This is a genomic window from Arthrobacter tumbae (genome assembly GCF_016907495.1).
Lineage (GTDB): Bacteria > Actinomycetota > Actinomycetes > Actinomycetales > Micrococcaceae > Arthrobacter_D > Arthrobacter_D tumbae.
Window position 1 is genome coordinate 611222 of the sequence record NZ_JAFBCC010000001.1, and the last position, 21538, is coordinate 632759.

General features: G+C 66.2%; 24 protein-coding genes. 20 read left to right on the plus strand and 4 right to left on the minus strand.

What is annotated here, in order from left to right:
* Positions 1-10 precede the first annotated feature (10 nt).
* The 9 genes from JOD47_RS02905 (at position 11) to JOD47_RS02945 (ending at position 7715) form a co-directional block, all read left to right on the plus strand.
* The gene (locus JOD47_RS02905) at positions 11-1408 is read left to right on the plus strand and encodes a PspC domain-containing protein (protein ID WP_204531761.1); all 1398 of its coding nucleotides are present in this window, start codon (positions 11-13) and stop codon (positions 1406-1408) included.
* Positions 1405-1638 (plus strand): hypothetical protein, encoded by a 234-nt coding sequence (locus JOD47_RS02910; protein WP_204531763.1) that lies wholly within the window; start codon positions 1405-1407, stop codon positions 1636-1638. The genes JOD47_RS02905 and JOD47_RS02910 overlap by 4 nt, the downstream gene beginning before the upstream one ends.
* Positions 1639-1700: 62 nt before the next feature.
* Complete coding sequence (locus JOD47_RS02915; protein WP_204531765.1) at positions 1701-1943, plus strand: PspC domain-containing protein; 243 nt, start codon at positions 1701-1703, stop codon at positions 1941-1943.
* Positions 1944-2042: 99 nt separating this feature from the next.
* The gene (locus JOD47_RS02920; RefSeq protein ID WP_204531767.1) at positions 2043-2969 is read left to right on the plus strand and encodes an ABC transporter ATP-binding protein; all 927 of its coding nucleotides are present in this window, start codon (positions 2043-2045) and stop codon (positions 2967-2969) included.
* The gene (locus tag JOD47_RS02925) at positions 2966-3841 is read left to right on the plus strand and encodes an ABC transporter permease (protein WP_204531769.1); all 876 of its coding nucleotides are present in this window, start codon (positions 2966-2968) and stop codon (positions 3839-3841) included. The genes JOD47_RS02920 and JOD47_RS02925 overlap by 4 nt, the downstream gene beginning before the upstream one ends.
* A 44-nt stretch (positions 3842-3885) precedes the next feature.
* Positions 3886-5118: a sensor histidine kinase gene (locus JOD47_RS02930; RefSeq protein WP_204531771.1), complete on the plus strand. Its 1233-nt coding sequence runs from the start codon at positions 3886-3888 to the stop codon at positions 5116-5118.
* Entirely contained in the window at positions 5115-5768 is a 654-nt protein-coding gene (locus tag JOD47_RS02935) for a response regulator (RefSeq protein ID WP_204531773.1), read from the plus strand. The genes JOD47_RS02930 and JOD47_RS02935 overlap by 4 nt, the downstream gene beginning before the upstream one ends.
* A 141-nt stretch (positions 5769-5909) precedes the next feature.
* Positions 5910-6935, plus strand: a complete 1026-nt coding sequence (locus tag JOD47_RS02940) for a 6-phosphofructokinase (RefSeq protein ID WP_204531775.1) — start codon at positions 5910-5912, stop codon at positions 6933-6935.
* A gap of 39 nt (positions 6936-6974) precedes the next feature.
* The gene (locus JOD47_RS02945) at positions 6975-7715 is read left to right on the plus strand and encodes a GNAT family N-acetyltransferase (protein ID WP_204531777.1); all 741 of its coding nucleotides are present in this window, start codon (positions 6975-6977) and stop codon (positions 7713-7715) included.
* Here JOD47_RS02945 and JOD47_RS02950 read toward each other — a convergent pair.
* The 4 genes from JOD47_RS02950 to JOD47_RS02965 all read right to left on the minus strand — a co-directional run bounded on the left by JOD47_RS02950 (position 7712) and on the right by JOD47_RS02965 (position 10808).
* The gene (locus tag JOD47_RS02950) at positions 7712-8113 is read right to left on the minus strand and encodes an ankyrin repeat domain-containing protein (protein WP_204531779.1); all 402 of its coding nucleotides are present in this window, start codon (positions 8111-8113) and stop codon (positions 7712-7714) included. The two genes, JOD47_RS02945 and JOD47_RS02950, sit on opposite strands and share 4 nt — an antisense overlap.
* Positions 8110-9195, minus strand: a complete 1086-nt coding sequence (ygfZ, locus tag JOD47_RS02955; RefSeq protein WP_204531781.1) for a CAF17-like 4Fe-4S cluster assembly/insertion protein YgfZ — start codon at positions 9193-9195, stop codon at positions 8110-8112. Before ygfZ ends, JOD47_RS02950 begins: the two co-directional genes overlap by 4 nt.
* Positions 9196-9277: 82 nt before the next feature.
* A complete protein-coding gene (locus JOD47_RS02960; protein WP_204531783.1) occupies positions 9278-9877 on the minus strand; it encodes a nitrobindin family protein in 600 nt (199 codons plus the stop codon).
* A gap of 193 nt (positions 9878-10070) precedes the next feature.
* Entirely contained in the window at positions 10071-10808 is a 738-nt protein-coding gene (locus JOD47_RS02965) for a hypothetical protein (RefSeq protein ID WP_239547985.1), read from the minus strand.
* A 256-nt stretch (positions 10809-11064) separates the two neighbouring features.
* Between JOD47_RS02965 and JOD47_RS02970 the strand changes: the two genes are divergently transcribed.
* The 11 genes from JOD47_RS02970 (at position 11065) to JOD47_RS03020 (ending at position 21532) form a co-directional block, all read left to right on the plus strand.
* Positions 11065-11769 carry a winged helix-turn-helix transcriptional regulator gene (locus tag JOD47_RS02970; RefSeq protein WP_204531785.1) on the plus strand — a complete coding sequence of 235 codons (705 nt, stop codon included), beginning with the start codon at positions 11065-11067 and terminating at the stop codon, positions 11767-11769.
* 217 nt (positions 11770-11986) lie between these two features.
* Positions 11987-12979 (plus strand): mycothiol synthase, encoded by a 993-nt coding sequence (gene mshD, locus JOD47_RS02975; RefSeq protein WP_204531794.1) that lies wholly within the window; start codon positions 11987-11989, stop codon positions 12977-12979.
* 72 nt (positions 12980-13051) lie between these two features.
* On the plus strand, positions 13052-15277 hold the full coding sequence (locus JOD47_RS02980; protein WP_204531797.1) for an RNA degradosome polyphosphate kinase: 2226 nt from the start codon (positions 13052-13054) through the stop codon (positions 15275-15277).
* The gene (locus JOD47_RS02985; protein WP_204531799.1) at positions 15277-16242 is read left to right on the plus strand and encodes an NUDIX hydrolase; all 966 of its coding nucleotides are present in this window, start codon (positions 15277-15279) and stop codon (positions 16240-16242) included. The genes JOD47_RS02980 and JOD47_RS02985 overlap by 1 nt, the downstream gene beginning before the upstream one ends.
* The gene (locus JOD47_RS02990) at positions 16232-17089 is read left to right on the plus strand and encodes a thymidylate synthase (protein ID WP_204531801.1); all 858 of its coding nucleotides are present in this window, start codon (positions 16232-16234) and stop codon (positions 17087-17089) included. The genes JOD47_RS02985 and JOD47_RS02990 overlap by 11 nt, the downstream gene beginning before the upstream one ends.
* Complete coding sequence (locus JOD47_RS02995) at positions 17086-17685, plus strand: dihydrofolate reductase (protein WP_204531803.1); 600 nt, start codon at positions 17086-17088, stop codon at positions 17683-17685. Before JOD47_RS02990 ends, JOD47_RS02995 begins: the two co-directional genes overlap by 4 nt.
* 47 nt (positions 17686-17732) lie before the next feature.
* On the plus strand, positions 17733-18695 hold the full coding sequence (locus JOD47_RS03000) for a hypothetical protein (RefSeq protein ID WP_204531805.1): 963 nt from the start codon (positions 17733-17735) through the stop codon (positions 18693-18695).
* Positions 18696-18722: 27 nt separating this feature from the next.
* Complete coding sequence (locus JOD47_RS03005; RefSeq protein WP_204531807.1) at positions 18723-19376, plus strand: hypothetical protein; 654 nt, start codon at positions 18723-18725, stop codon at positions 19374-19376.
* A 4-nt stretch (positions 19377-19380) separates the two neighbouring features.
* Positions 19381-19788 carry a hypothetical protein gene (locus JOD47_RS03010; protein WP_204531809.1) on the plus strand — a complete coding sequence of 136 codons (408 nt, stop codon included), beginning with the start codon at positions 19381-19383 and terminating at the stop codon, positions 19786-19788.
* A gap of 85 nt (positions 19789-19873) precedes the next feature.
* Positions 19874-21025 (plus strand): aspartate-semialdehyde dehydrogenase, encoded by a 1152-nt coding sequence (gene asd / locus JOD47_RS03015; RefSeq protein ID WP_204531817.1) that lies wholly within the window; start codon positions 19874-19876, stop codon positions 21023-21025.
* Between the two features lie 78 nt (positions 21026-21103).
* Positions 21104-21532: a hypothetical protein gene (locus tag JOD47_RS03020; RefSeq protein WP_204531819.1), complete on the plus strand. Its 429-nt coding sequence runs from the start codon at positions 21104-21106 to the stop codon at positions 21530-21532.
* Positions 21533-21538: the final 6 nt, after the last annotated feature.

Sequence of the window (21538 nt, forward strand, 5' to 3'; positions counted from 1 at the left end):
GGATGAAGATATGAACTCCCATGATGACCCTTCCTCCTCGCCCCGGGACACTGACCGCACCCCGGAATCCCCCGCATCCGGCGGCGCCTCACGCACCGGTTCCGGCGCCGGCTTCTTCGGCTGGATCCGAAGCCTGCGGGTTACCCGCGGTCAGGACCGCTGGATCGGCGGAGTCGCAACCGGTGTTTCCGCACGAACCGGGCTGGACGTCGTCCTGGTCCGCGGACTGTTTGTAGTGCTCGCAATCTTCGGCGGCATCGGCCTGCTGGCCTACGGGCTGGCGTGGGCCCTGCTGCCGGAACCAGACGGTCGCATCCACGCGGAATCCGCCGCCCGCGGCAGCTGGACCTCCGGCATGACCGGCGCCCTCGTTGTTTCCCTCCTCGGGTTGTGGCGTCCCAATGCACCGTTCTTCGGCAATACCGGCGGGTTCGGCGGGTTCATTTGGAGTCTGTTCTGGATCGGCGTGGCGGTGTTCATCGTCTACTGGATCTCCAACGCCAACCGGAACAAAAACAGCAGCGATGGAACAGGCACCGGCAGGCCTACCGACACGGGCACCGGCACGGGCACGGTGCCGACCGAATCCTTCAAGGCCGGCACCGCTGCAACAGGCGCGCCACCATTCGGCACCATGCCGCCCGGTACCGCACCCACCGATGTCTCTTCGCCGACACCTCCCCCCACGAGGCCCTTCATCGGCCCGACCCGCCCTCCGGTGAAGGTTAAGCCGCCGGCACCGCGTCCCACCGGAGCCGACGTCGCCATCTTCCTCGGCGGCGCGCTCCTCCTGGCAGCACTCGTGCTCGTCCTTGACTACGTCGGCGTACTGGCACTCGGCGGCAGTGTCGTCGCCGTCGCGCTGGCGACCGGCGTCGTCGTTCTGGGTCTGGGCATTGTCCTGCTGGGGATTCGCGGGCGCACTTCCGGCGGACTCGGCTTCCTGGCCGCGGTCGGGATCGCGGCCACCCTTCTTTCGTCAGCGTCGCCCGTGACAGGCAACTGGGTGCTCGCCGATCAGGGCAGGTGGTCCATGACGGCCGCAAGCCCGGCGTCCGAGGGGTACACCGTCGTCGTCGGCCAGGGGCGTGTGGACCTGACCGGCCTGGAGGACATCACTGAGGACGTCACCATCCCCGTCAATGCAGCCGCGGGGAACGTCGGCATCCTGGTTCCGGAAGGCGTCCCAGTGGATGTGCGTTCGAGGCTGGCGCTCAGCTCAACCGAAGTGGTGAATGCCGGTGAAACCACCAGCGTCGGCGGGATCTGGCAGCCGCGGACCCTTCACCTGAACGAGGACGCGGACGGCCCCCGCATCATCCTCGACATGCGGGGTGTGGTCAGCCACATCACTGTCGCCACCAACGAGAACGCACTCCAGGACCCCGAAAGCAGGCAGGAACGATGAGCACCCTTTATCCCGGCAAGCACAACCCCACCAAGCACGACGACGACGCACGGCCCCGCGCCGGAACCATCATCTGGGGCGTCCTCGCCATTGTGATCGGCATGCTTGTGCTGGCCGGCGAACTGACGGGCCTGGTGCTTGACCCGGTACTCGTGGTCATGGTGCTCCTCGTCGGCACCGGCGTGGCCCTGATCATCGGCGGCATCCTCTCAATGAACCGGCGCAACTGAGGCGGCATCCACCAAACCTCACTCCCCGTGACATTCCCGCCCCACTACGAAAGCATGGACCTATGAACTCCTTCTTCAACGCCCTCCGCTCCTCCCCCATCAAACGCGCACCGGGCGGCTGGTTCGGCGGCATCGCCTCCGGCATCGCCCTCAGGTTCGGCTGGTCCGTGGGACTGGTGAGGATCGGCATCCTGCTCAGCTTCCTGCTGCCCGTCATCGGCCCACCGGTGTATGTGGTTCTCTGGCTGCTGCTTCCCAAGACTGACGGGACCATTGCGCTGGAGAAGCTCGTCTCCAACCGCTGAATTCAGCCTTGAGGAATGGGGTGTCCACCAACCGGTGGACACCCCCATTCAGTCTGTAGATGCTTACCCGGACCTGCCTGCGCGGAGCAGTCTTGAGGCATGGAAACTCCCACCGTTCACCCGACCCCGCCCAATGACGCGGCCAGACACCACGATGTGCCGATCGAGGTCGAGAACCTCACCAAGGTCTACCGGCAGAAGTCCGGCGTCATTCCCGCCGTCGACAACCTGAGCCTGTCGATCCAGGCAGGGGAAACGTACGCCCTGCTGGGGCCCAACGGTGCCGGGAAAAGCACCACCATCGAGATCCTGGAAGGCCACCGCAAGCCCACCTCCGGCAGAGTGACCGTTCTGGGAATGGCTCCGTACAGGGCACCCGCCTCCTTCCGGGCCCGGATCGGCATTGTCCTGCAGGAGGCGACCGACTCCGGCGAGCTTCGGGTCGCCGAAGTGCTGCATGCCCTCGCCGGGTACTACCCCAATCCGCGAAGGGTGGATGAGTTGATCGCGGCGGTCGGGCTCGAAGGCAAGGAGACCCAACGCATCAGCACACTGTCAGGCGGTCAGCGCCGAAGGGTCGATGTGGCGCTGGGCCTCGTCGGCAACCCCGAGCTGCTTTTCCTGGATGAACCCACCACGGGATTCGATCCCGATGCGCGGCGTGCCTTCTGGGGACTGATCCGCAGCCTCCGGGCGGACGGCACAACCATTGTGCTGACCACCCACTACCTCGATGAAGCAGAACAGCTGGCGGACCGGCTGGGCATCATCACCGGGGGCCGGCTTGTCGCCGAGGGCGCGCCCCGCACGCTGGGAGGTGCCGCACTCCGGCGGCCCCGCGTGAGTTGGACCGACGACGGCGGCCCGCATGAGGAAATCACCGACCGGCCGGCTGAGCTGGTGCACCTGCTCAGCGCAGGCGGCACCCATGAGCCCCGGAACCTGCAGGTGCAGGTACCGAGCCTGGAAGACATCTATCTTGAGCTGCTCAAGCAGCACGGCACACCCAGTGGAGAAGCATCATGAGTACACCAGCAGCGACGGCCCCGACCGGGGTGCCCTCGAACGCACGGCGCCGTCCCTGGCAGCCGAACACCCTTGCCCTTGGCTGGCGGCGGACACGCCTTGAGGTCACAATGTTCTGGCGGGATCCGTCGGCACTCGTGTTCACCCTTTTCTTCCCACTGATCATGATGGCGCTCTTCAGCAGCGTCTTCGGTAACGAACCCAGCATGGGCGACCCCTCCCGGCCGGAGTCCCTGCTGCGCCCGGCCGAATACTTCCTGCCAGGCATGCTGGCTCTAGCCACCATCCTCAGCGGATTCCAGAACCTCAGCGGCTATGTGACCGCCGAACGGTTCAACGGCAGCATCAAGCGGCTGGCCGGTACGCCGCTGCCCCGGTTGTCCTACTTCCTGGGCAAGACCGGACTGACGCTGATCCTGATCCTGACCCAGACGGCCCTCCTCCTGCTGGGCGCGCGCTTCCTGTTCGGTGTCGAGCTACCGACGACGACGACCGCGTGGCTGACGTTCGCCTGGCTTCTGCTGGGTGCCACAGCCGCATGGTCAGTCATTGGGATCGCCTTCGCCTGCATCGCCAGATCGGCGCAGTCGGCGTCCACCATGTCCGCTGTTCCGCCCCTTCTCCTCGCCTTCATCTCGGGCATTTACTTCCCCTTCTCCCAGATTCCGGACTGGCTGCGCAGCATCGCTGACCTGACGCCGCTCCGCTGGACCGCCAGCGGCTTCCGCTCGGTGTTACTGCCGGAGGGCTGGGCGACAGTAGAGCCGGGAGGGGTCTGGAACCTGGGCCTGTCCGCCGTCGTCATCGGGCTCTGGCTGGTCGTGGGCCTCATGGTGACTCTGCTGACCTTCCGCTGGCCGCCGCAAAAGTGATTGAGGCCGGTGTGGGCGGGCAGGTGCGGTCGTACAGTAATTCCATGACCACTCCAGCCGATCGGAGCGTCCCCCTCCTACCGGACAATTCAGTGTGGCTGCGCGGAATGCGCTGGTGGCATGTCGGCTTCTACACGGTGCTGTCGGTGGTGGTGCTCGTTGTCCTGCTGCTGGTGGACGGCGATTGGACGAGGGCCGCCATGCTTGTGGCTCTTGGAGTCCTCGCAACCGCCTACCCGTTCCTCACCCGGCTGCAGCACCTCGGGAGCTGGCGGCCGACGGCCTACGTCGTGCTGCTTGTCTGCACCGTTGGATTGTCAGCATTCCTGTCGAGTTACGGCGCCATCCTTTTGTTTGTCGCCTTCCCCCAAATCTGGATGTTCTCGAACACCCCACGCAGGGGTCTTGTCGCCACCGCCATCCTGTGTGTCGTGGTCGCCATGGGCCAGCTGAACCTCACGGGCACAGACCCTGAGAATCTGAGGAGCGTGGGTCTGCAGGTGCTTGTGTCTTTCCTCGGATCCAGCATGATCGGGCTGTGGATCTACAAGATCATCGACCAGAGCGAGGACCGCGGGCAGCTGATCGCCTCCCTCGAGGCGACCCGGGCGGAGCTCGCCGAGGCCCACAAACAGCAGGGTGCCATGGCCGAGCGGGAGCGCATGTCACGGGAGATTCACGACACTCTCGCTCAGGGGTTCACGTCGATTGTCATGTTGACCGAAGCGGCGCAGGCAAGGCTGCGCCGTGCTCCGACAGGCGGCGGCATCCCCGGCGAGCTTGCAGCGATCGGTGAGACAGCGCGGGAGAATTTGCGGGAAGCGCGCGCGCTCATCGCGTCTGCGGGCCCGTCGCAACTGCAGGGCGGGGACCTGCTGGGGGCGTTGCGCCGGTTGGGGGAAGCCACCGGCCGGGATGGCCGCAGGGCCGAGGTGTTCCTTCCGGACGTGCTGCCACCGTTGACCTCACCGGAGCAGATTGCCGTGTTGCGCTGCGCCCAGGAGGCCCTGAGTAACGTTCGGCGGCATAGCCACGCCGAAGAGGTGCGGTTGACCGTCGATACGCAGGGCGGCAACCTGGTGCTGATGGTGAGCGACAATGGCCGCGGCTTCCCTCAAGAAGACAGCAACGGCGGTTACGGGCTGACGTCGATGCGGACACGATTGGCCGAAATCTCCGGAACACTTGCCGTGGACAGCGCACCGGGTCACGGAACGCGAGTGACCATGACCGTGCCACTCGCACCACACGCCACCGGAGAAATCCCGAAGCCATGACAGAACCCACCGCCGGTGCCGGCGTCCGCGTACTGATCGTTGACGACCACCCCATCGTGCGCGCCGGTCTTCGTGCACTGCTGAGTACAGATGACCGATTGCTGGTGATCGGAGATGCCGGGAACGGCAGGGAAGCCGTCACTGCGAGCGCTACGCAGTTGCCCGACGTCGTTCTTATGGATTTGCGCATGCCGGAACTGGACGGGGCGGAGGCAACCGCCGAACTGCTGAGCGTCAACCCAGCCATCAAGGTCCTGGTGCTGACAACGTACGACGGCGATGCCGACATCGTGCGTGCAGTCGAGTCAGGTGCGGTGGGCTATCTCCTGAAAGACACTCCCGGTGAGACGCTCATCGACGCGGTCCTTGCGGCCGCACGCGGCGAAACTGTATTGGCACCGCCGATTGCGGCGAAGCTTGTTTCCCGGCTACGGGCACCGGGTACGCCTGCGCTGTCCCGCCGGGAGGTCGAAGTGCTCCAGGCAGTGGCACAGGGAATGAGCAACCCGGATATCGCAGCCGCACTCTTCATCGCGGAAACTACGGTCAAGACGCATCTGCTCCGGATCTTCGCCAAGCTGGACGTCGATGACCGAACCCGCGCCGTCGTTGTTGCCATGGAGCGCGGACTGCTTCCGTCGGCGCGCTGACGGAAGCAGCATCGGCGCACCCTGCCCTGCCGACCGGGACATAAAGAGGACCCTGCCGCAAATGTGTCTAGAATCATACGTGGCTCAAGGAGGCGCCTGACCAGATCACCCAAGTCCACGATTGATTGGAAAACGCCTTACATGAAGATCGGAATCCTCACCAGCGGAGGCGACTGCCCCGGGCTCAACGCGGTGATCCGCGGAGCTGTCCTGAAGGGCATCAAGACCGACAACCTCGAGTTCGTGGGGTTCCGTGACGGCTGGCGTGGGGTGGTGGAAGGCGACATCATCGAGCTTCCGCGGCATGCGGTCCGGGGTATCTCCAAACAGGGCGGCACCATCCTTGGTACGTCCCGCACCAACCCGTTCGACGGCAACGGCGGTCCGGATGCGATCAAGGCCACGCTCGATCGGCTCGGTATCGACGCGATGATCGCCATCGGCGGTGAAGGCACACTGGCTGCCGCCAAGCGCCTCACGGACGCCGGCCTGAAGATCGTCGGCGTGCCGAAGACAGTCGACAACGACCTCGACGCCACCGACTACACCTTCGGCTTCGACACGGCAGTGCAGATCGCCACTGAAGCCATTGATCGACTCCGCACCACCGGTGAATCGCACTCGCGCTGCATGGTGGCCGAAGTGATGGGCCGCCATGTGGGCTGGATCGCCCTTCACGCCGGCATGGCTTCCGGTGCACACGCCATCCTCATCCCCGAACAGCGGACCTCCATCGAGCAGGTGTGCGAGTGGGTCACCGACGCCCGCGACCGCGGCCGCGCACCGCTGGTGGTCGTCGCCGAGGGCTTTGTCCCCGCGCACATGGAGCAGGCGCATTCCGAGCGTGGGCTGGACACCTTCGGCAGACCGCGCCTGGGCGGCATCGCGGACCAGCTGGCTCCCGAGATCGAGGCCCGCACGGGGATCGAAACCCGCGCCACCGTCCTCGGTCACATCCAGCGCGGCGGCGTCCCCTCGGCATTCGACCGGGTCCTGGCCACCCGCCTTGGCATGGCCGCCGTCGACTCGGTCATCGACGGGCTGTGGGGCACCATGGTCTCGCTGAACGGCACCGAAATTGCCCATGTGGGCTTCGAAGCGGCGCTGGGCAACCTCAAGTCCGTGCCGCAGCACCGCTACGACGAAGCGGCCATCCTCTTCGGCTGAGTACCGCCGGCTGGACGTCCGACCGCTAACGTCGTTTCCATGAACCTTGAACCCGGCACCATCTCGATCATCCAGCTCGCCTGGTCCAGGCTGCTGGGGTTCGACGACGACGCCATGGCAGGCGGCCGGGACCGCATCTACCGTGAGGACAACAACGCGCCGCTGCTCAGGTTCGTGTCCCTCTTCGGGAAGGAAGCACTGGTCGGTCCCACCTGGGCGGTGGACGCGGCCAGGGGTCTGTCCGGCATCGAACTTTCACAGCATTCAACGCTGCTGTCGATGAGCCGTCCGCACGGTGGACGCGGGCTCGGCGAAGCGTCCCTGTACTTCTGCGACACCCTGCCGTCCTTCCCGGACAGCGGGCCGCCGGTCAGCAGCGACCCCGGGCACGCGCTTGCCCTCGAGCGGCTCTGCCCGCCGGACGATGTGGCCGAGGTGGGGCTGAGCGCCATGGAGAACACGTGCGTCCTCGTGGACGAGACCTCCGAACCGCTGCTGCCCCTCGCCGGTGCCGGCTATGACATCTGGAAGGGCATCCTTGCCCACCTCGGCGTGCTCACGGCGCCGGCTGAACGGCGGCAGGGCCGCGCGTCCTATGCCGTGTCGGTCGCGGTGGAGGAGTCGATGGCTGCCGGACTGATTCCACAGTGGCGTGCGCGCACCGACAATGTGGCCTCACAGCGCACCGCGCTCCGCGCGGGATTCGTTTACGCAGGGACCCAGACGTCAGTTGTACTGGAGGGCGGCGCTATGCCCGAAGAGACCAAACAGCAGGACTAGGTGAACAGCTCGAGCATGTCCGCCCTACCGAACATGGTTGCGGCGTCGCGGGCCGACGGCGTTCCGGCGTCCGGGCTGGCGCCTGCACTGAGCAGCTCTTTCGCCACATCGGCGTAGCCCTTGAAGACCGCACCGGCCAGCGGGGTCTGGCCCCGGTCATTGGCAGCCGCCGCATCGGCTCCGCGTGCAAGCAGGTCGGCAACCACCGACGCGTGCCCGTTGTAGGCGGCGAGCATCACGAGGCTGTCCCCGGCGGCGTTGGTCAGCGTTGCCGGCACGCCGGCATCGAGGTACTTCCGCAGCGTTGCGCCGTCGCCCTCACGCGCTGCGTCGAGGAGGCGGTGGGCGAGTGCGATTGCCGCGTCAGCGGAAGGATCCGGGGTGTCCTGTCCGGTCATCCTCTGCCGCCTTTCAGCAGTCCGGTGGGACGGCCGACAACCTGACCGGCGTCCGTGGCAACGATCAGTTCCTGCGTGGCGGCGTAGTGCTCTTCGCCGTCGACCACCTCCACGGTCGCTCCCGGATCCACGCTGCGCTTGATGACCGCGAGGCCCACAGCGCCCATTTCGTAGTGCTGTCCGACGGACGTGAGCGTACCCACCGTCCGGCCCCCGACGACGACGGCGCTGCCGCGCTCAGGGAGGGTGTGCTGGCTTCCGTCCAGCTGCAGGAAGACGAGCCGCCGCGGCGGATGCCCGAGGTTGTGCACGCGGGCGACGGTCTCCTGGCCCTTGTAGCAGCCCTTTGACAGGTGGACGGCCGTGCGGAGGAGGTCCAGCTCGTGCGGGATGGTGCGTTCGTCCGTCTCAACACCCAGCCGCGGGCGCCAGGCGGCGATCCGCAGTGCCTCCGACGCCATCGTGCCGGCCAGCGTGAGCCCCTCCACCGCTCCCGCGAGTTCAGCTCGGGGAATCAGGTACTCATACCAGGGCCGCTCAGCACCGGGGTGTGAATCCTCCCCGACAACGCTGTAGGAGTATCCGCCCGTGCGGATGTGCGGCCAGGCGTCGGCCCAGCTGAGGTTGTCAGCGAACCGCTCGACCGGCCGGACTGAACCGAGCGTGGCCCAGTCCGCAGTGACGTCTGCGATCTCCACACGGAGCATGAACTTCATGCGGTCAAGCCATTGCGCAAGGGGTGCAGCTTCCCAGCTTTCGGTCAGCAACCAGGTGGTGGCGCCGTCGTCGACCACGCTGGGGCTGTACTCGATCCGGCCCTGCACGGTGAGCAGGAGCGTCTCAGTGGATTCACCCGGCGCCAGGTCGAGCAGGAGCTGGGAGGAAAGCGTGTTGAGCCAGCTCAACCGGTCCGGGCCGGTCACGGTGACGACTCCGCGGTGGGAGAGGTCGACGACGGCCTCTCCGCGGGCAAGGGCGCGCTGTTCGCGGAGCGGATCGCCGTAGTGCGCTGCCACGCCCTCATCGGGTGCACCGGCAGCCACTGCGCCGGGCAGGGAAAGTAGCGGGCTTGAGTAGGTCATACCGTTGGCAACGTCATGAGCGGCAAGCGGTATTCCGGCACAGGGTATTCCAGCGGCGCACCCGGGCGGTCTGCAGTGCTACTCAGGACGCCTTCCTGAGGATCGCGGAGGCGTGCGGCTCCAGCGAACTGCCGTCCGCCGCGATGTCCCAGCGCCAGTAGAGGTCTCCGTTGACCAGCCCGAACAGACGCGTGGCCGCCGAGTAGTCCTTGGAGTGCTGGCCGCGCATCACGAGATCCGTGGAAAGCTGGATCTGCGGGCCTTTGATGCTGCCGTAGTACAGCTCGGCGATGCCGCCCGGGTGAACGATCGTGGCCGTGATGTCGAAGCCGCCCGCCTCATTACGGAACTGCTCAACCTCGTCAGCGCTCTTCAGGGCGGGCACGATATCCGCAGGAGACAGGCCCGGCCCGACGTCGGCGTCGTTCAGTTTGCGGTCCAGCGCCCAGAAGCCGGTCTCCACCGACAGCGGTCGGAGCGTATTGCCCTCTTCATCCGTCAGCCAGCTCTCAGCGGTGTACTGCACATAGGGCAGTCCGTGCTGGGTGAACACGGCACGCTGGAAGAAGTGCTCGGAATCAGCGGTGCCCTCGCCCAGCCGGCCGGAGCCCTCCCAGCTGCCCAGCAGCCAGGACAGCGGAACAAGCTCAGGGGTCAGATCTGTAGGAATCTCGAAAGACATGGATCAGCGGAAGTTACTTCTGGCCCTTGTACAGGCGCGTGATGACGAGCAGAGCGAAGCCGCCCATGCCCAGGCCCGCGATCACCAACAGGGAGATGAAGAAGATTTCCAGCGCAAGAATTGACATGGGTCCATCCTAACGCTGTGTTTCCGCCGCCTGCGCCACGGTGAACAGTTGCGCGAAATACGCGCGTCAGCTCAGCAGGAGCCGTTCGAGGAAGTAGGCAAGCGAGCCGATGCCCAGGATCGGAGCGACACCCACGGCGAGAACGGCCGCCGTGTTGAGCGGCGCATCCCGGCTGATCACGAGGCGGCGGCCGGCCATGACGACGGCGCCGCACACCGCGCCGATGATTGCGGCGGCAAGGCCTTCGACGTCCGTGAAAATCAGTGCGCACAGGGGCCCCGCGAGCGCCGCGAGGACAACACCGAGCGGCCCCACCATGCGGTCGGGCCAGGGCAGCAGAGCGGTGGCGATCGCACTCAGGACGCTGATTCCCGTAACGAGCGTGACACCGGAGGTTCCCGCGTTCAACCCGAGGTTCTCGGCGGCGATCCAGCCGGCCCCCAGCGCGACGATCAGCACGCCGGAACTCGCCCCGAGCGTTGACTCGAGGCGGTGGCTCTGGCCGGTTCCCCGGATGAGCTGGATGAGGAAGATCGCCCCGACACCGAGGGCCACCGCAACGGGCAGCCAGGTCAGCGCTGCCCCGGACGGGGAGAAGTAGGCAGCGGCGCTGGCCGCAAGGGCACTGAGCGCGATCGCCGTGGACTGGCTCTTGCGCGCCGGAACTCCCAGCAGATGCGGCCACCCGAAAGCGGCCACCAGGATCAGAACGACGACGACGACGGCGCTCACCGTCAGCGACACGTAGGACGCCCCGACGACAGCTATCAGTGCTACCGCCGCGACCAGTGCCGCCATCATCATCCTCACCCCTGCAATACTGCACTACCCACGCCGGAGGCGTCGAAAGCGGCGGATCGTCCTCGGCGTACCCGTCCGCCCCGCGTCCGGCATGTGCTGTGGGAGGCCGTTTCGGACGTGATGTTACGGGGGTGCCCCCGGTCACACCGGTATACTGGACTTCAATCCGCTGCCGGCCCGCCGGAACGTCCTGCTGTTTCCGGCATCCGGTCACCGCTGCGCCCGCCCGATGATGCGCGTCCCAATCCCTGGAGGACACATGCCGCACATCCTGATGCTGACCAACAGCCCTGGCTCCTCCGTGGACATCCTTCCGGCGCTGGAGCTTCTCAGCCACAAGGTGCACATCCTTCCAGCCGAGCCCACTGCCCTGCTTGAAACTGAACCGTCCGACGTCGTCATCATCGATGCGCGGAAGGACCTGGTGGGTGCCCGCTCACTGACGCAACTGCTGCGTGCCACAGGGCTCAGCGCTCCGCTCATGCTGGTGCTCACCGAAGGCGGAATGGCGGCCGTAGCCGCGAACTGGCTGGCCGACGACGTCGTCCTCGACTCCGCGGGTCCGGCCGAGGTCGAGGCGCGGCTGCGCCTTGTCATCTCGCGGGCGAACACTGCGGCCGAGGAGGTTTCGAGCGAGATCCATGCCTCGGGCGTCTTCATCGATGAGGCGAGCTACACCGCACGGGTGGGCGGCGAGCCGATGAACCTCACCTACAAGGAGTTCGAGCTGCTGAAGTACCTTGCGCAGCACCCCGGCCGGGTCTTCACCCGCGACCAGCTGCTGCACGAGGTGTGGGGCTACGACTACTACGGAGGCACCCGGACCGTCGACGTGCACGTCCGCCGGCTGCGGGCCAAACTGGGCGCGGACCATGAGCAGCTGATCGGCACCGTGCGGAACGTCGGCTACCGGTTCACGCTGAGCCGCCAACCGGGTGATTCCGCCGTCAGCCAGCAGGCATGAACCTCAGCCAGCAGGCATAGACGAAGGCTCCCTTCCCGCGCTGCGGAAAAGGAGCCTTCGTCTTTTGTGGAGGACATACGGGTCGAACGTATCGAGGGCGCCCCACTGGCGCATCCCCCCGGTTGCACTCTTTCGAACGCTAGAAAAGCCTACAGTACGCCGCCCGGCGCCGCCAAAACCCTCCCGGAACGGCGGTGCCCACGGCTACGCTGGTCAAATGACGGCAGCTGACGCACCCACCTGGCCCATCCGCACCATCGGCGGCGCTCCACGCGATGAGGTCCTGCAGGACATCGCCGGCCTCGCCCGCGCTGCGGAAGACGCTGACGGCAACCCTCCGCTGTCCGAGCAGACGCTGGTGAACCTGCGCGCCTCGCATGGACACCCGGATTCCCTACTGGTCTTCGCGACCTACGCCAGTGACGAAAACGGCACCGGTGAGGCCGGGGAGGAGCTGGCCGGCGTCGCCGTCGTAAGTCTTTCCCGCGGCGACGGCCAACCGGGCGTGCTGGAGCTCGTTGTCCGTCCCACCTACCGCAACCAGGGCGTCGGCAGCAGCCTGGTGCGCGCGCTGCAGGACCGCCGGCTGCCTGAGCTGCGGGTGTGGTCGCACGGGAACCATGCGGCCGCCGTCGAACTTGCGGGTAAAGCGGGGTTCACCCCCGTCCGCGAACTGTGGCGGATGCGGCAGACGCGCGCCGCCCTCGAAGCAACAGTGCCCGACGCCGTGGTTCCCGCTGGTGTTCGACTGCGCACCTTTGAACCGGGCCGGGATGAGCAGGCCCTGTTGGACGCGAACGCTGCCGCCTTTGCACACCACCAGGAGCAGGGCGCCATGACGCTCGAGGACCTGCAGGCACGCATGGCGGAGGACTGGTTCGATCCGCAGGGCCTGATCCTTGCGGTGCGGGAGGCGGACGGGGAACTGCTCGGTTTCCACTGGACCAAGGTGCATCCCCGCAGCGGCAAGCACCCAGCCATCGGCGAGGTGTATGTCGTGGGAGTGACTCCCGCCGCGCAGGGCATGGGCCTGGGGAAGGCGCTGACCATTGCCGGGATCGAACACCTGCATTCGCTGGGCCTGCAGGCCATCATGCTGTACGTGGACGCGGACAATACTGCCGCCGTCGCCCTGTACCGTTCGCTGGGCTTCACCCGGTGGGACGTCGACGTCATGTACGCACCGGGTAACACAGCCGACAACTTGTAAGGTTGGGAAGGGCCTCGACCTGTGCTGCCACGGCAGGCAGCGAGCCACGCCAGAACCACAAAAGGAGACACCATGGAAGCCGAAACCGCCGCCAGGGTCCCGGCACGGTACGGATCGTCCGAAGTGGCTCCCGCCCGGGCAACCCAGGACCGCATCGACATTCCCGAGTTCGCGCCGAGCCTCCTGCCGGCAGGCGAGATCTCCGCCGACCGCTTCCTGGACCGCGAGCTGAGCTGGCTGCACTTCAACGCCCGCGTGCTGGACCTTGCGGAAGACCCGGACCTGGCCCTGCTGGAACGCGTGAACTTCCTCTCCATCTTCGCCTCCAACCTGGATGAGTTCTTCATGGTGCGGGTGGCCGGCCTGAAGCGCCGGATCGCCACGGGCCTGGCCGTCCCCTCCGCCGCCGGGTTGAGCCCGATCGAGCAGCTCGAGACGATCATGACTGACGGGCTTGCGCTGCAACGCCGCCATGCCGCCATTTTCGCCGAGTACATCCGGCCTGGGCTCACCGCGGAGAACATTCACCTCACCACCTGGGATCAGCTGGACGAGGTTGCGCGGCAGGACCTGAACAAGCTGTTCGCTGAAAAGGTCTTCCCCATCCTGACGCCGCTCGCCGTCGATCCGGCACATCCGTTCCCCTACATTTCCGGGCTCTCACTGAACCTCGCCGTCGTCGTGCGTAATCCGGTGAGCGACAAGGAACTCTTCGCTCGCGTGAAGGTGCCCGACCAGCTGCCGCGGCTGATCTCCGTGGACGGACCGCGGGCAGGCAACGTGGCCGGCCGGAACGCCCGCTTCATTCCGCTGGAGGAGGTCATTGCGGTCCACCTGGACCAGCTGTTCCCCGGCATGGAGGTCCTAGAGCATCACACGTTCCGCGTCACCCGAAACGAAGACCTCGAGGTTGAGGAGGATGACGCCGAGAACCTGCTGCAGGCGCTCGAGAAGGAACTGCTGCGGCGCCGGTTCGGCCCGCCCGTCCGCCTTGAGGTCACCACCGACATCAACCCCAGCATCCGCGCGCTGCTCTCCCGGGAGCTCGGCGTCGAGGAGTCGGAGGTCTATGACCTGCCCGCTCCGCTGGACCTGCGGGGCCTGAGCGTCATCGCCCGTATTGACCGCGGCGAGCTCCGTTACCCGAAGCATGTGGCGCACACCAGCCGGGACCTCAACGAGAGCGAAACCTCGAAGGCCGCAAACGTCTTCGCAGCCATGCGGCGCCGGGACATCCTCCTGCACCACCCGTATGATTCCTTCTCCACTTCCGTGCAGGCGTTCCTCGAGCAGGCCGCGGTGGATCCGAAGGTCCAGGCGATCAAGCAGACGCTGTACCGGACCTCGGGCGACTCCCCCATCGTCGATGCGCTGATCGACGCGGCCGAAGCGGGCAAGCAGGTGCTCGCGCTGGTGGAGATCAAGGCCCGCTTCGATGAGCAGGCGAACATCTCCTGGGCGCGGAAGCTTGAGCAGGCAGGCGTGCATGTCGTGTACGGCATCGTGGGCCTGAAGACCCACTGCAAGCTCTCCCTCGTGGTTCGCCAGGAGATCGACGGACTCCGCCGCTACTGCCACATCGGCACCGGCAACTATCACCCACGCACGGCCCGCTACTACGAGGACCTGGGGCTCCTCACCGCCAACCACCAGGTGGGCGAGGACCTCTCACGGCTCTTCAACCAGCTCTCCGGCTACGCCCCCAAATCGACGTTCAAGCGGCTTCTCGTGGCGCCGCGCTCCGTCCGTTCCGGACTGATCGAGCGCATCGAACAGGAGATCGCCAACAGCCAGGCGGGCCTCGAAGCCCGCGTGACCATCAAGGTGAACTCGATCGTTGATGAGGCGCTCATCGACTCCCTGTACCGGGCGTCGCAGGCCGGGGTACGGGTGGACGTGATTGTCCGCGGTATCTGCTCTGTACGCCCCGGCGTTCCGGGCCTCAGCGAAAACATCACTGTCCGGTCCGTCCTCGGCCGGTTCCTGGAGCACTCACGCGTCTTCGCCTTCGCCAACGGCGGAGATCCGGCAGTGTTCATCGGTTCAGCCGACATGATGCACCGCAACCTCGACCGCCGGGTGGAAGCCCTGGTCCAGTTGTCTTCACCCGAACACATCACCTATCTACTGTCGCTGATGGACCGCTACCTCGACAGCGGTACGGCGAGCTGGCACCTGGACAGCGACGGAGAGTGGATCCGCCACCACAAGGACGACGACGGCAACCCACTGAGCGACGTGCAGTCCTGGCTGCTGGCCTCCCGTTCCCGCAGCCGTCTGCGGCCCGCCCGCCAGTGATGACGCAGCCCGATACGGCGGTAGACAGCAAACAGAGCAGGAAGGGCGCCGCCGTCGTCGCTGCCGGTGCACTGTGCTGGCGCAAGCGCTCCCGCGCGCTGGAAGTTCTCCTCATCCATCGTCCCCGCTATGACGACTGGTCCTGGCCGAAAGGCAAGATCGACGCCGGCGAGACCACACCGGAGTGCGCCGTACGCGAGGTCCGTGAGGAAATCGGCATTCCGGTGCAGCTCGGCATCCCCCTGCCGACCATCGAGTACCCGGTGGCGTCCGGGTTGAAGGTGGTCCACTATTGGGCGGCGAAGGTTGATACCGCTACCCCGCAGCCGGATGGCAGGGAGGTGGACGACTTCCTGTGGTGTTCCGCCGATCGCGCCGCCGAACTGCTCAGCAACCCCTCCGACAGGGAGCCGCTGGATGCCCTGGTTGAGGCATTCGCGGAGGACCGTCTGGCCACCTGGCCGCTGATCGTCGTCCGCCACGCGAAGGCCAAGCCGCGGTCCTCGTGGACCCGTGCCGAGGGCGAGCGCCCGCTCGCCGCGTCCGGGCGGCGACAGGCACAGGCCGTGAGCCGCCTCCTGGAGGCGTGGTGGCCCGAACGCATAGTCAGCAGCCCGTGGGACCGGTGCGTGCAGACGATCATGCCGTATGTGAAGCGCTCCGACGCGAAGCTGAAGCTCGTGGACGCCATCACCGAACGCGACGCCGCCCGTAAGCCCGGACGGGCCGGCAACACGGTCGAGAAGCTGTTCGACCGGCGCGTCCCGGTGGCCGTGTGCAGCCATCGCCCGGTGCTGCCGCTCCTGTTCGACGTGCTCCGGTCGCACATGCCGTCCCATCTGGGCGAGCTGCTGCCGGCGTCGGATCCGTACCTGGCTCCGGGTGAGGCGATCATCTGCCAGGTGAGCTCCCGGAAGCAGGGCCAGGTGGTCTCCGTTGAGCAATTCCGTGCCTATGACGACTGATTCCGGCAGTGAAGGTTCCAGTCATAGACTGGGTGCCGTGACTACCCCGGTTCCCACACCCTACGAAGACCTGCTCCGCGACGTCCTGGCCAACGGGACCCCGAAATCGGACCGGACCGGCACCGGAACCCGCAGCGTCTTCGGGCGGCAGCTGAGGTTCGACCTCGCAGAGTCCTTCCCGCTCATCACCACCAAGCGGGTGCACTTCAAGTCAGTGGCCCTGGAGTTGCTCTGGTTCCTCCGCGGCGACTCCAACGTGTCCTGGCTGCAGGAACGCGGAGTGCGGATCTGGAACGAATGGGCTGACGAGGACGGTGAGCTTGGTCCCGTGTACGGCGTCCAGTGGCGTTCGTGGCCCACGCCCGAGGGCGGCCACATCGACCAGATCGAACGCCTCATCGAAGGTCTGAAGACCAATCCGGATTCCCGGCGGCACATCGTCTCGGCCTGGAATGTCGCGGACATCGAGAACATGGCCCTGCCTCCGTGCCACGCCTTCTTCCAGTTCTATGTGGCTGAGGGCAAGCTCTCCTGCCAGCTCTACCAGCGCTCCGCGGACACCTTCCTCGGCGTACCGTTCAACATTGCGTCCTACGCGCTGCTCACCCTCATGGTCGCCCAGCAAGTGGGCCTTGCACCAGGCGAGTTCGTGTGGACCGGCGGGGACGTTCACATCTACGACAGTCATCTGGAGCAGGTCGCCGAACAGTTGTCCCGCGAGCCCTACCCCTACCCGTCGCTGCGCCTGAACCGGAAGCCCGAGAGCATCTTCGACTACGAGCTCGAAGACTTCACGGTGGAGAACTACCAGCACCACCCCACCATCAAGGCCCCGATCGCCGTATGAACGAGCCATTGAGCGCCGCTGCTCTGGTCGGCACCCCGGTTGTCGGGATGATTTGGGCCCAGACCGTGGACGGCGTCATCGGCCGGGACGGCACCATGCCCTGGCACCTGCCGGAAGACCTCGCCCACTTCAAGCGCACCACCCAGGGGCACCCGGTCATCATGGGCAGGCGAACCTGGGAGTCCTTCCCGGAGAAGTACCGTCCATTGCCCGGCCGCACCAACATCGTGGTGAGCAGGCAGGAACCGGACCCGGCGCGCTACCGGGGTGCCGCCGTCGTCGGCTCGCTTGAAGAGGCATTCAGCGAGGCACAGCGGAGTGAGGGCGCTGACGAGATCTGGATCATCGGCGGCGGTCAGATCTATGCAGAGGCGGCCCAGCTCGCTAACGCCGCTTTTGTCACGGTGATCGACTCGGCAGAGGAGGGTGACACCTACGCCCCTGCACTAGCGAGCTCATGGAATCTCACCGGAGTTGAGCCGTCCGAGGGTTGGAACACGTCCCACAACGGCACGCGGTTCCGGATCAGTCTGTGGACCCGGACGGACAGTCATGGGCAGCCCTCCCCATCGCGTGAGAACACCGGCACTGGGTAGTCTCAGGGCGGTACCGGGATCAGACACAGGGAAAGACGCGGGGGACAATGACTGGGACGCTGGGGGCAAACCCGGATCAGCTGCGCTCGCTGGCGCAGCACTGCAGTACAGGGGCACAGTCGCTGCTCGACATCTCGTCCAGCGTTTCCGCGGTGGTCAACAATCCCGGGTTCTGGAAGGGCACTGACGCGGATCAGACGCGCCAGCGGTGGAACACCGTGCTGCGGATGCAGATCCTGTCCGCCTCCACCAGCCTTGAGCGCGCCAAGTCAGAACTGCTGGAGCAGGCCGCGGACCAGGAGCGCACCAGCTCGGACGCCGATGGGCCCGGAGGCCCCGGTGCGCCCGGCGCTCCTGGAATGACACCCGCTGGTGACCAGGGGCGCACACCCCTACCCGGAGAAGACGTCCCCGGGCCGGACTGGCTGCTTGGACCCGACTCCCCCTTCCGCGACGGCTGGGACATCTACCAGCTCATCAAGGCATTCCCCAACATGCGTGCCGGGCTCTTCGACATCGGCGCCATGCTGACGCCGGCCCTCCGCAGCGGGTTCCTGGACCCGGAAGCATGGACGGCGTTCCGCAGTTCGAACATGCTCAGCGGCTTCTTCAACACCTCCGGTGACCTCTTCGACGGGAACTGGCACACGGCCCTGAACCTCACGGAAGGCTCCCGGGCGTTCGCTGCCTTCGATGTGCTGGGCAAGGGGCTCGGCGTCGTCGGCACCGGACTCGACCTGTATGACACAGTGGTCCACTGGAACGAGGGCGACGAGGGCGCAGCCGCCTACTCCGGGGTGAAAACAGTTCTGGGGCTTGCGTCCTTTGCGCCTCCCCCTGTCGGTACAGTCGCCATGGTGGCCAGCGGCGCCCTCGCCATCTATGACAACGTTCCGGTAGTACACGACGCCGTCAACGCAGTGGGCGGGGCAATTGCCGACACCGCTGAGGACGTGAGCGGCGCCCTTTCCGACGGGGCGGAAGCAGTCGGTGATTTCTTTGGTTTCTAGGACTTCAATTGCACGAGGAGCAGCACGATGACCGAGACCGTGTCGAAGCCTGAGCAGGCCGACAGCCCGTATCCCGACGCCATCGGATTCGGGTTCGCCGAGGTGGCAGCCCTGCTGAGTCTCGCTCCAGGCGCTGCCGCAACGGCGAGTGCCGCGGCCTTGCGGGTGAGCGATGAAGTCGGTGACACCCGCATGGTTGCGGCGGGCGGCTCCTCCCTGGTGGCACGCGGGCTGGCTGTCCCCGACGACGACGGCGTCCTCTCGGTGGGTGGGCCTGTTGCCGCAGTGACCCGTGCGCTCACCACGGCGCAGCGCCGGATCGAGCTCAGCCTCGTTGCGCCCAACTACTCGGACAGCGTGATTTCCATCGAATCTGCGGAGTACGAGATCCTGATGCAGCCGCGCAGCCATCTCACCTGGTTCGCGATGGCCAAGCGACCGGACATCACCGGCGCCGAGGCGAATTTCTTCATCGTGCAGTCGCACTGTGCTGAGCATCCGGACGGCGGTGCGATCGTCAAGAACCGTGAAACCCCTGATGCCGGCGAACTCCTCATCAAGGTCGAATCAGGAGCGTGGACCGTTGGCCGCCGGCAGCCCGGAGCGGACTCCGTGGCATCCGAGACGGGCCTGTCCGACGAAGACGTCCTGGCCCGGCTGCGCACCCTTCGGCAGGACTGAACCAGTGGTCTATAACGCTGAACGGGAACACCGCGATGCCCGGGCCAAGGCTGCGCACGAAGAGCAGATTGGACGGACCGGCGAGAAGCGCGTGCTGATGCGCGCGATCAACGGTGAGCTGGTGAGCTACACGCCGGAGGAATACGGGGTGGGCCGCCTGGGGCTGGGCCCGCGCATCAACACCCGGTGGGGACATCTGGTGTACGTCCTCGCCATCGCTGCGGTTATCGCCGTCTTCCTCTACCTGCCGCTGCAGGGCCTCCTGGTGGAGGGCGATACAGAAACGATCGGGTTCCTTGTTATTCCGGCTCTCCTGATCGTGTTGGAGGCATACGCGGTGCGGAACCTGATCCGCGAATGGCGTGCGCACAAGCTGCGTGAGGAGCGCGGCCTTCCGCGGCCTGCGTACTGAGCCGCGCGCCGTCGTCGTCATACTGGGACTCGGCTGTGACGTAACCGACCGGCGCCGGTTTGGCATCCTCCCCTAAACTGGATGCATGACAACCGCTGCGCACCTTTCCTCATCCGTGCCCTCCGTCGGTCTGGTCGGCTGGCGTGGGATGGTCGGTTCGGTCCTCATGCAGCGCATGCAGGATGAGGGCGACTTCCGCCTCATCAATCCGGTCTTTTTCTCCACGTCCAATGCCGGTGGTGCCGCGCCGTCGTTCGCCGATGGCGCCGGTCCGCTGCAGAATGCCTATGACGTGGAGGCCCTGGCAAAGCTGCCCATCATCGTTTCCGCCCAGGGCGGCGGGTACACCTCGGAGGTGTACCCCAAACTGCGCGACGCCGGATGGGACGGCCTGTGGATCGATGCCGCCTCCACGCTGCGCATGGAGGAAAGCTCCATCATCGTGCTGGACCCGGTCAACCGGAACGTCATCGATGCCGGGCTTGCCCGCGGCGTCCGGGATTTCATCGGCGGCAACTGCACGGTCTCCTGCATGCTGATGGGCCTTGGCGGACTGTTCCGGAACGGCCTGGTGGAGTGGGGCACCTCCATGACCTACCAGGCGGCCTCCGGCGGCGGAGCCCGGCACATGCGCGAGCTGCTGGACCAGTTCGGCTCCATCCACGGCGCAGTCGCCCACAACCTGGCGGACCCGGCCTCGGCGATTCTCGATATCGACCGGGCAGTGCTGGCCCAGCAGAAGAATCCAGCCATGGATGCCTCCCAGTTCGGGGTGCCGCTTGCCGGATCGGTGATCCCGTGGATCGACGCGGACCTCGGCAACGGGCAGTCCAAGGAAGAGTGGAAAGCCGGCGCGGAAACCAACAAGATCCTGGGTAAGGACATTGACGGATCTCGGATCCCATTCGACGGACTGTGCGTGCGGATCGGCGCCATGCGCTCCCACTCACAGGCGCTCACGCTCAAGCTCACCGAAGACCTCTCCGTGAACGAGATTGAATCACTGATCGACCAGGACAACGAGTGGGCAACCGTGGTTCCCAACACCAAGGAAGCCACCCTGCAGGGCCTTACCCCGGTAGCGGCCAGCGGAACGCTGCAGATTCCCGTTGGACGAATCCGCAAGCTCGAGATGGGGCCGGAGTACATCAGTGCGTTCACCGTGGGAGACCAGCTCCTGTGGGGTGCTGCCGAGCCGCTTCGCCGCGCGCTCCTGATCGCGACCGGCAACCTTTAGGCAGTTTTCACGCCCTCTTTTTTTTACTCGGAGACTTGTACTAGAAAAATGTCAGGGGTGCCGGGCAGACTATGCTGCATGACCCAGATTCCGGTAGACCAGATTCTTACGCGGTACTTTTCGGCGAGCGCCGCGGGCAGGCATCCCGCCACGGTTGAGCGCTACGGGCGCGTCTTCAACCACCTGCGGCTGTTTCTCGACCAGGAGGGGCACTCCACCGTCAGCGTGGACACGGCGGCGCTGCTCGCCCTGGAGCGGCAGTTCGAGCCTGCGGGCGCTTTCGAACGGGTACTCGGTGCGGAGGAGCTGGTCTTCGCGCTTCCCCGGTTCCTCAGCGGCGCATGGCTGCTTCCGGACTTTCACGACCGGCTTGCGCAGATCAGCCTGATCTCGCGGCTGGTCCAGTGGCTGTGCAGCCGGGAACTCGTGGACAGCCGGTGGCACCGCCACGCAGTCATGCAGACCCGCGCGGCGGCCGAGAAAGCGCGGCGGCGGGCAACCACGTGAAGCGTC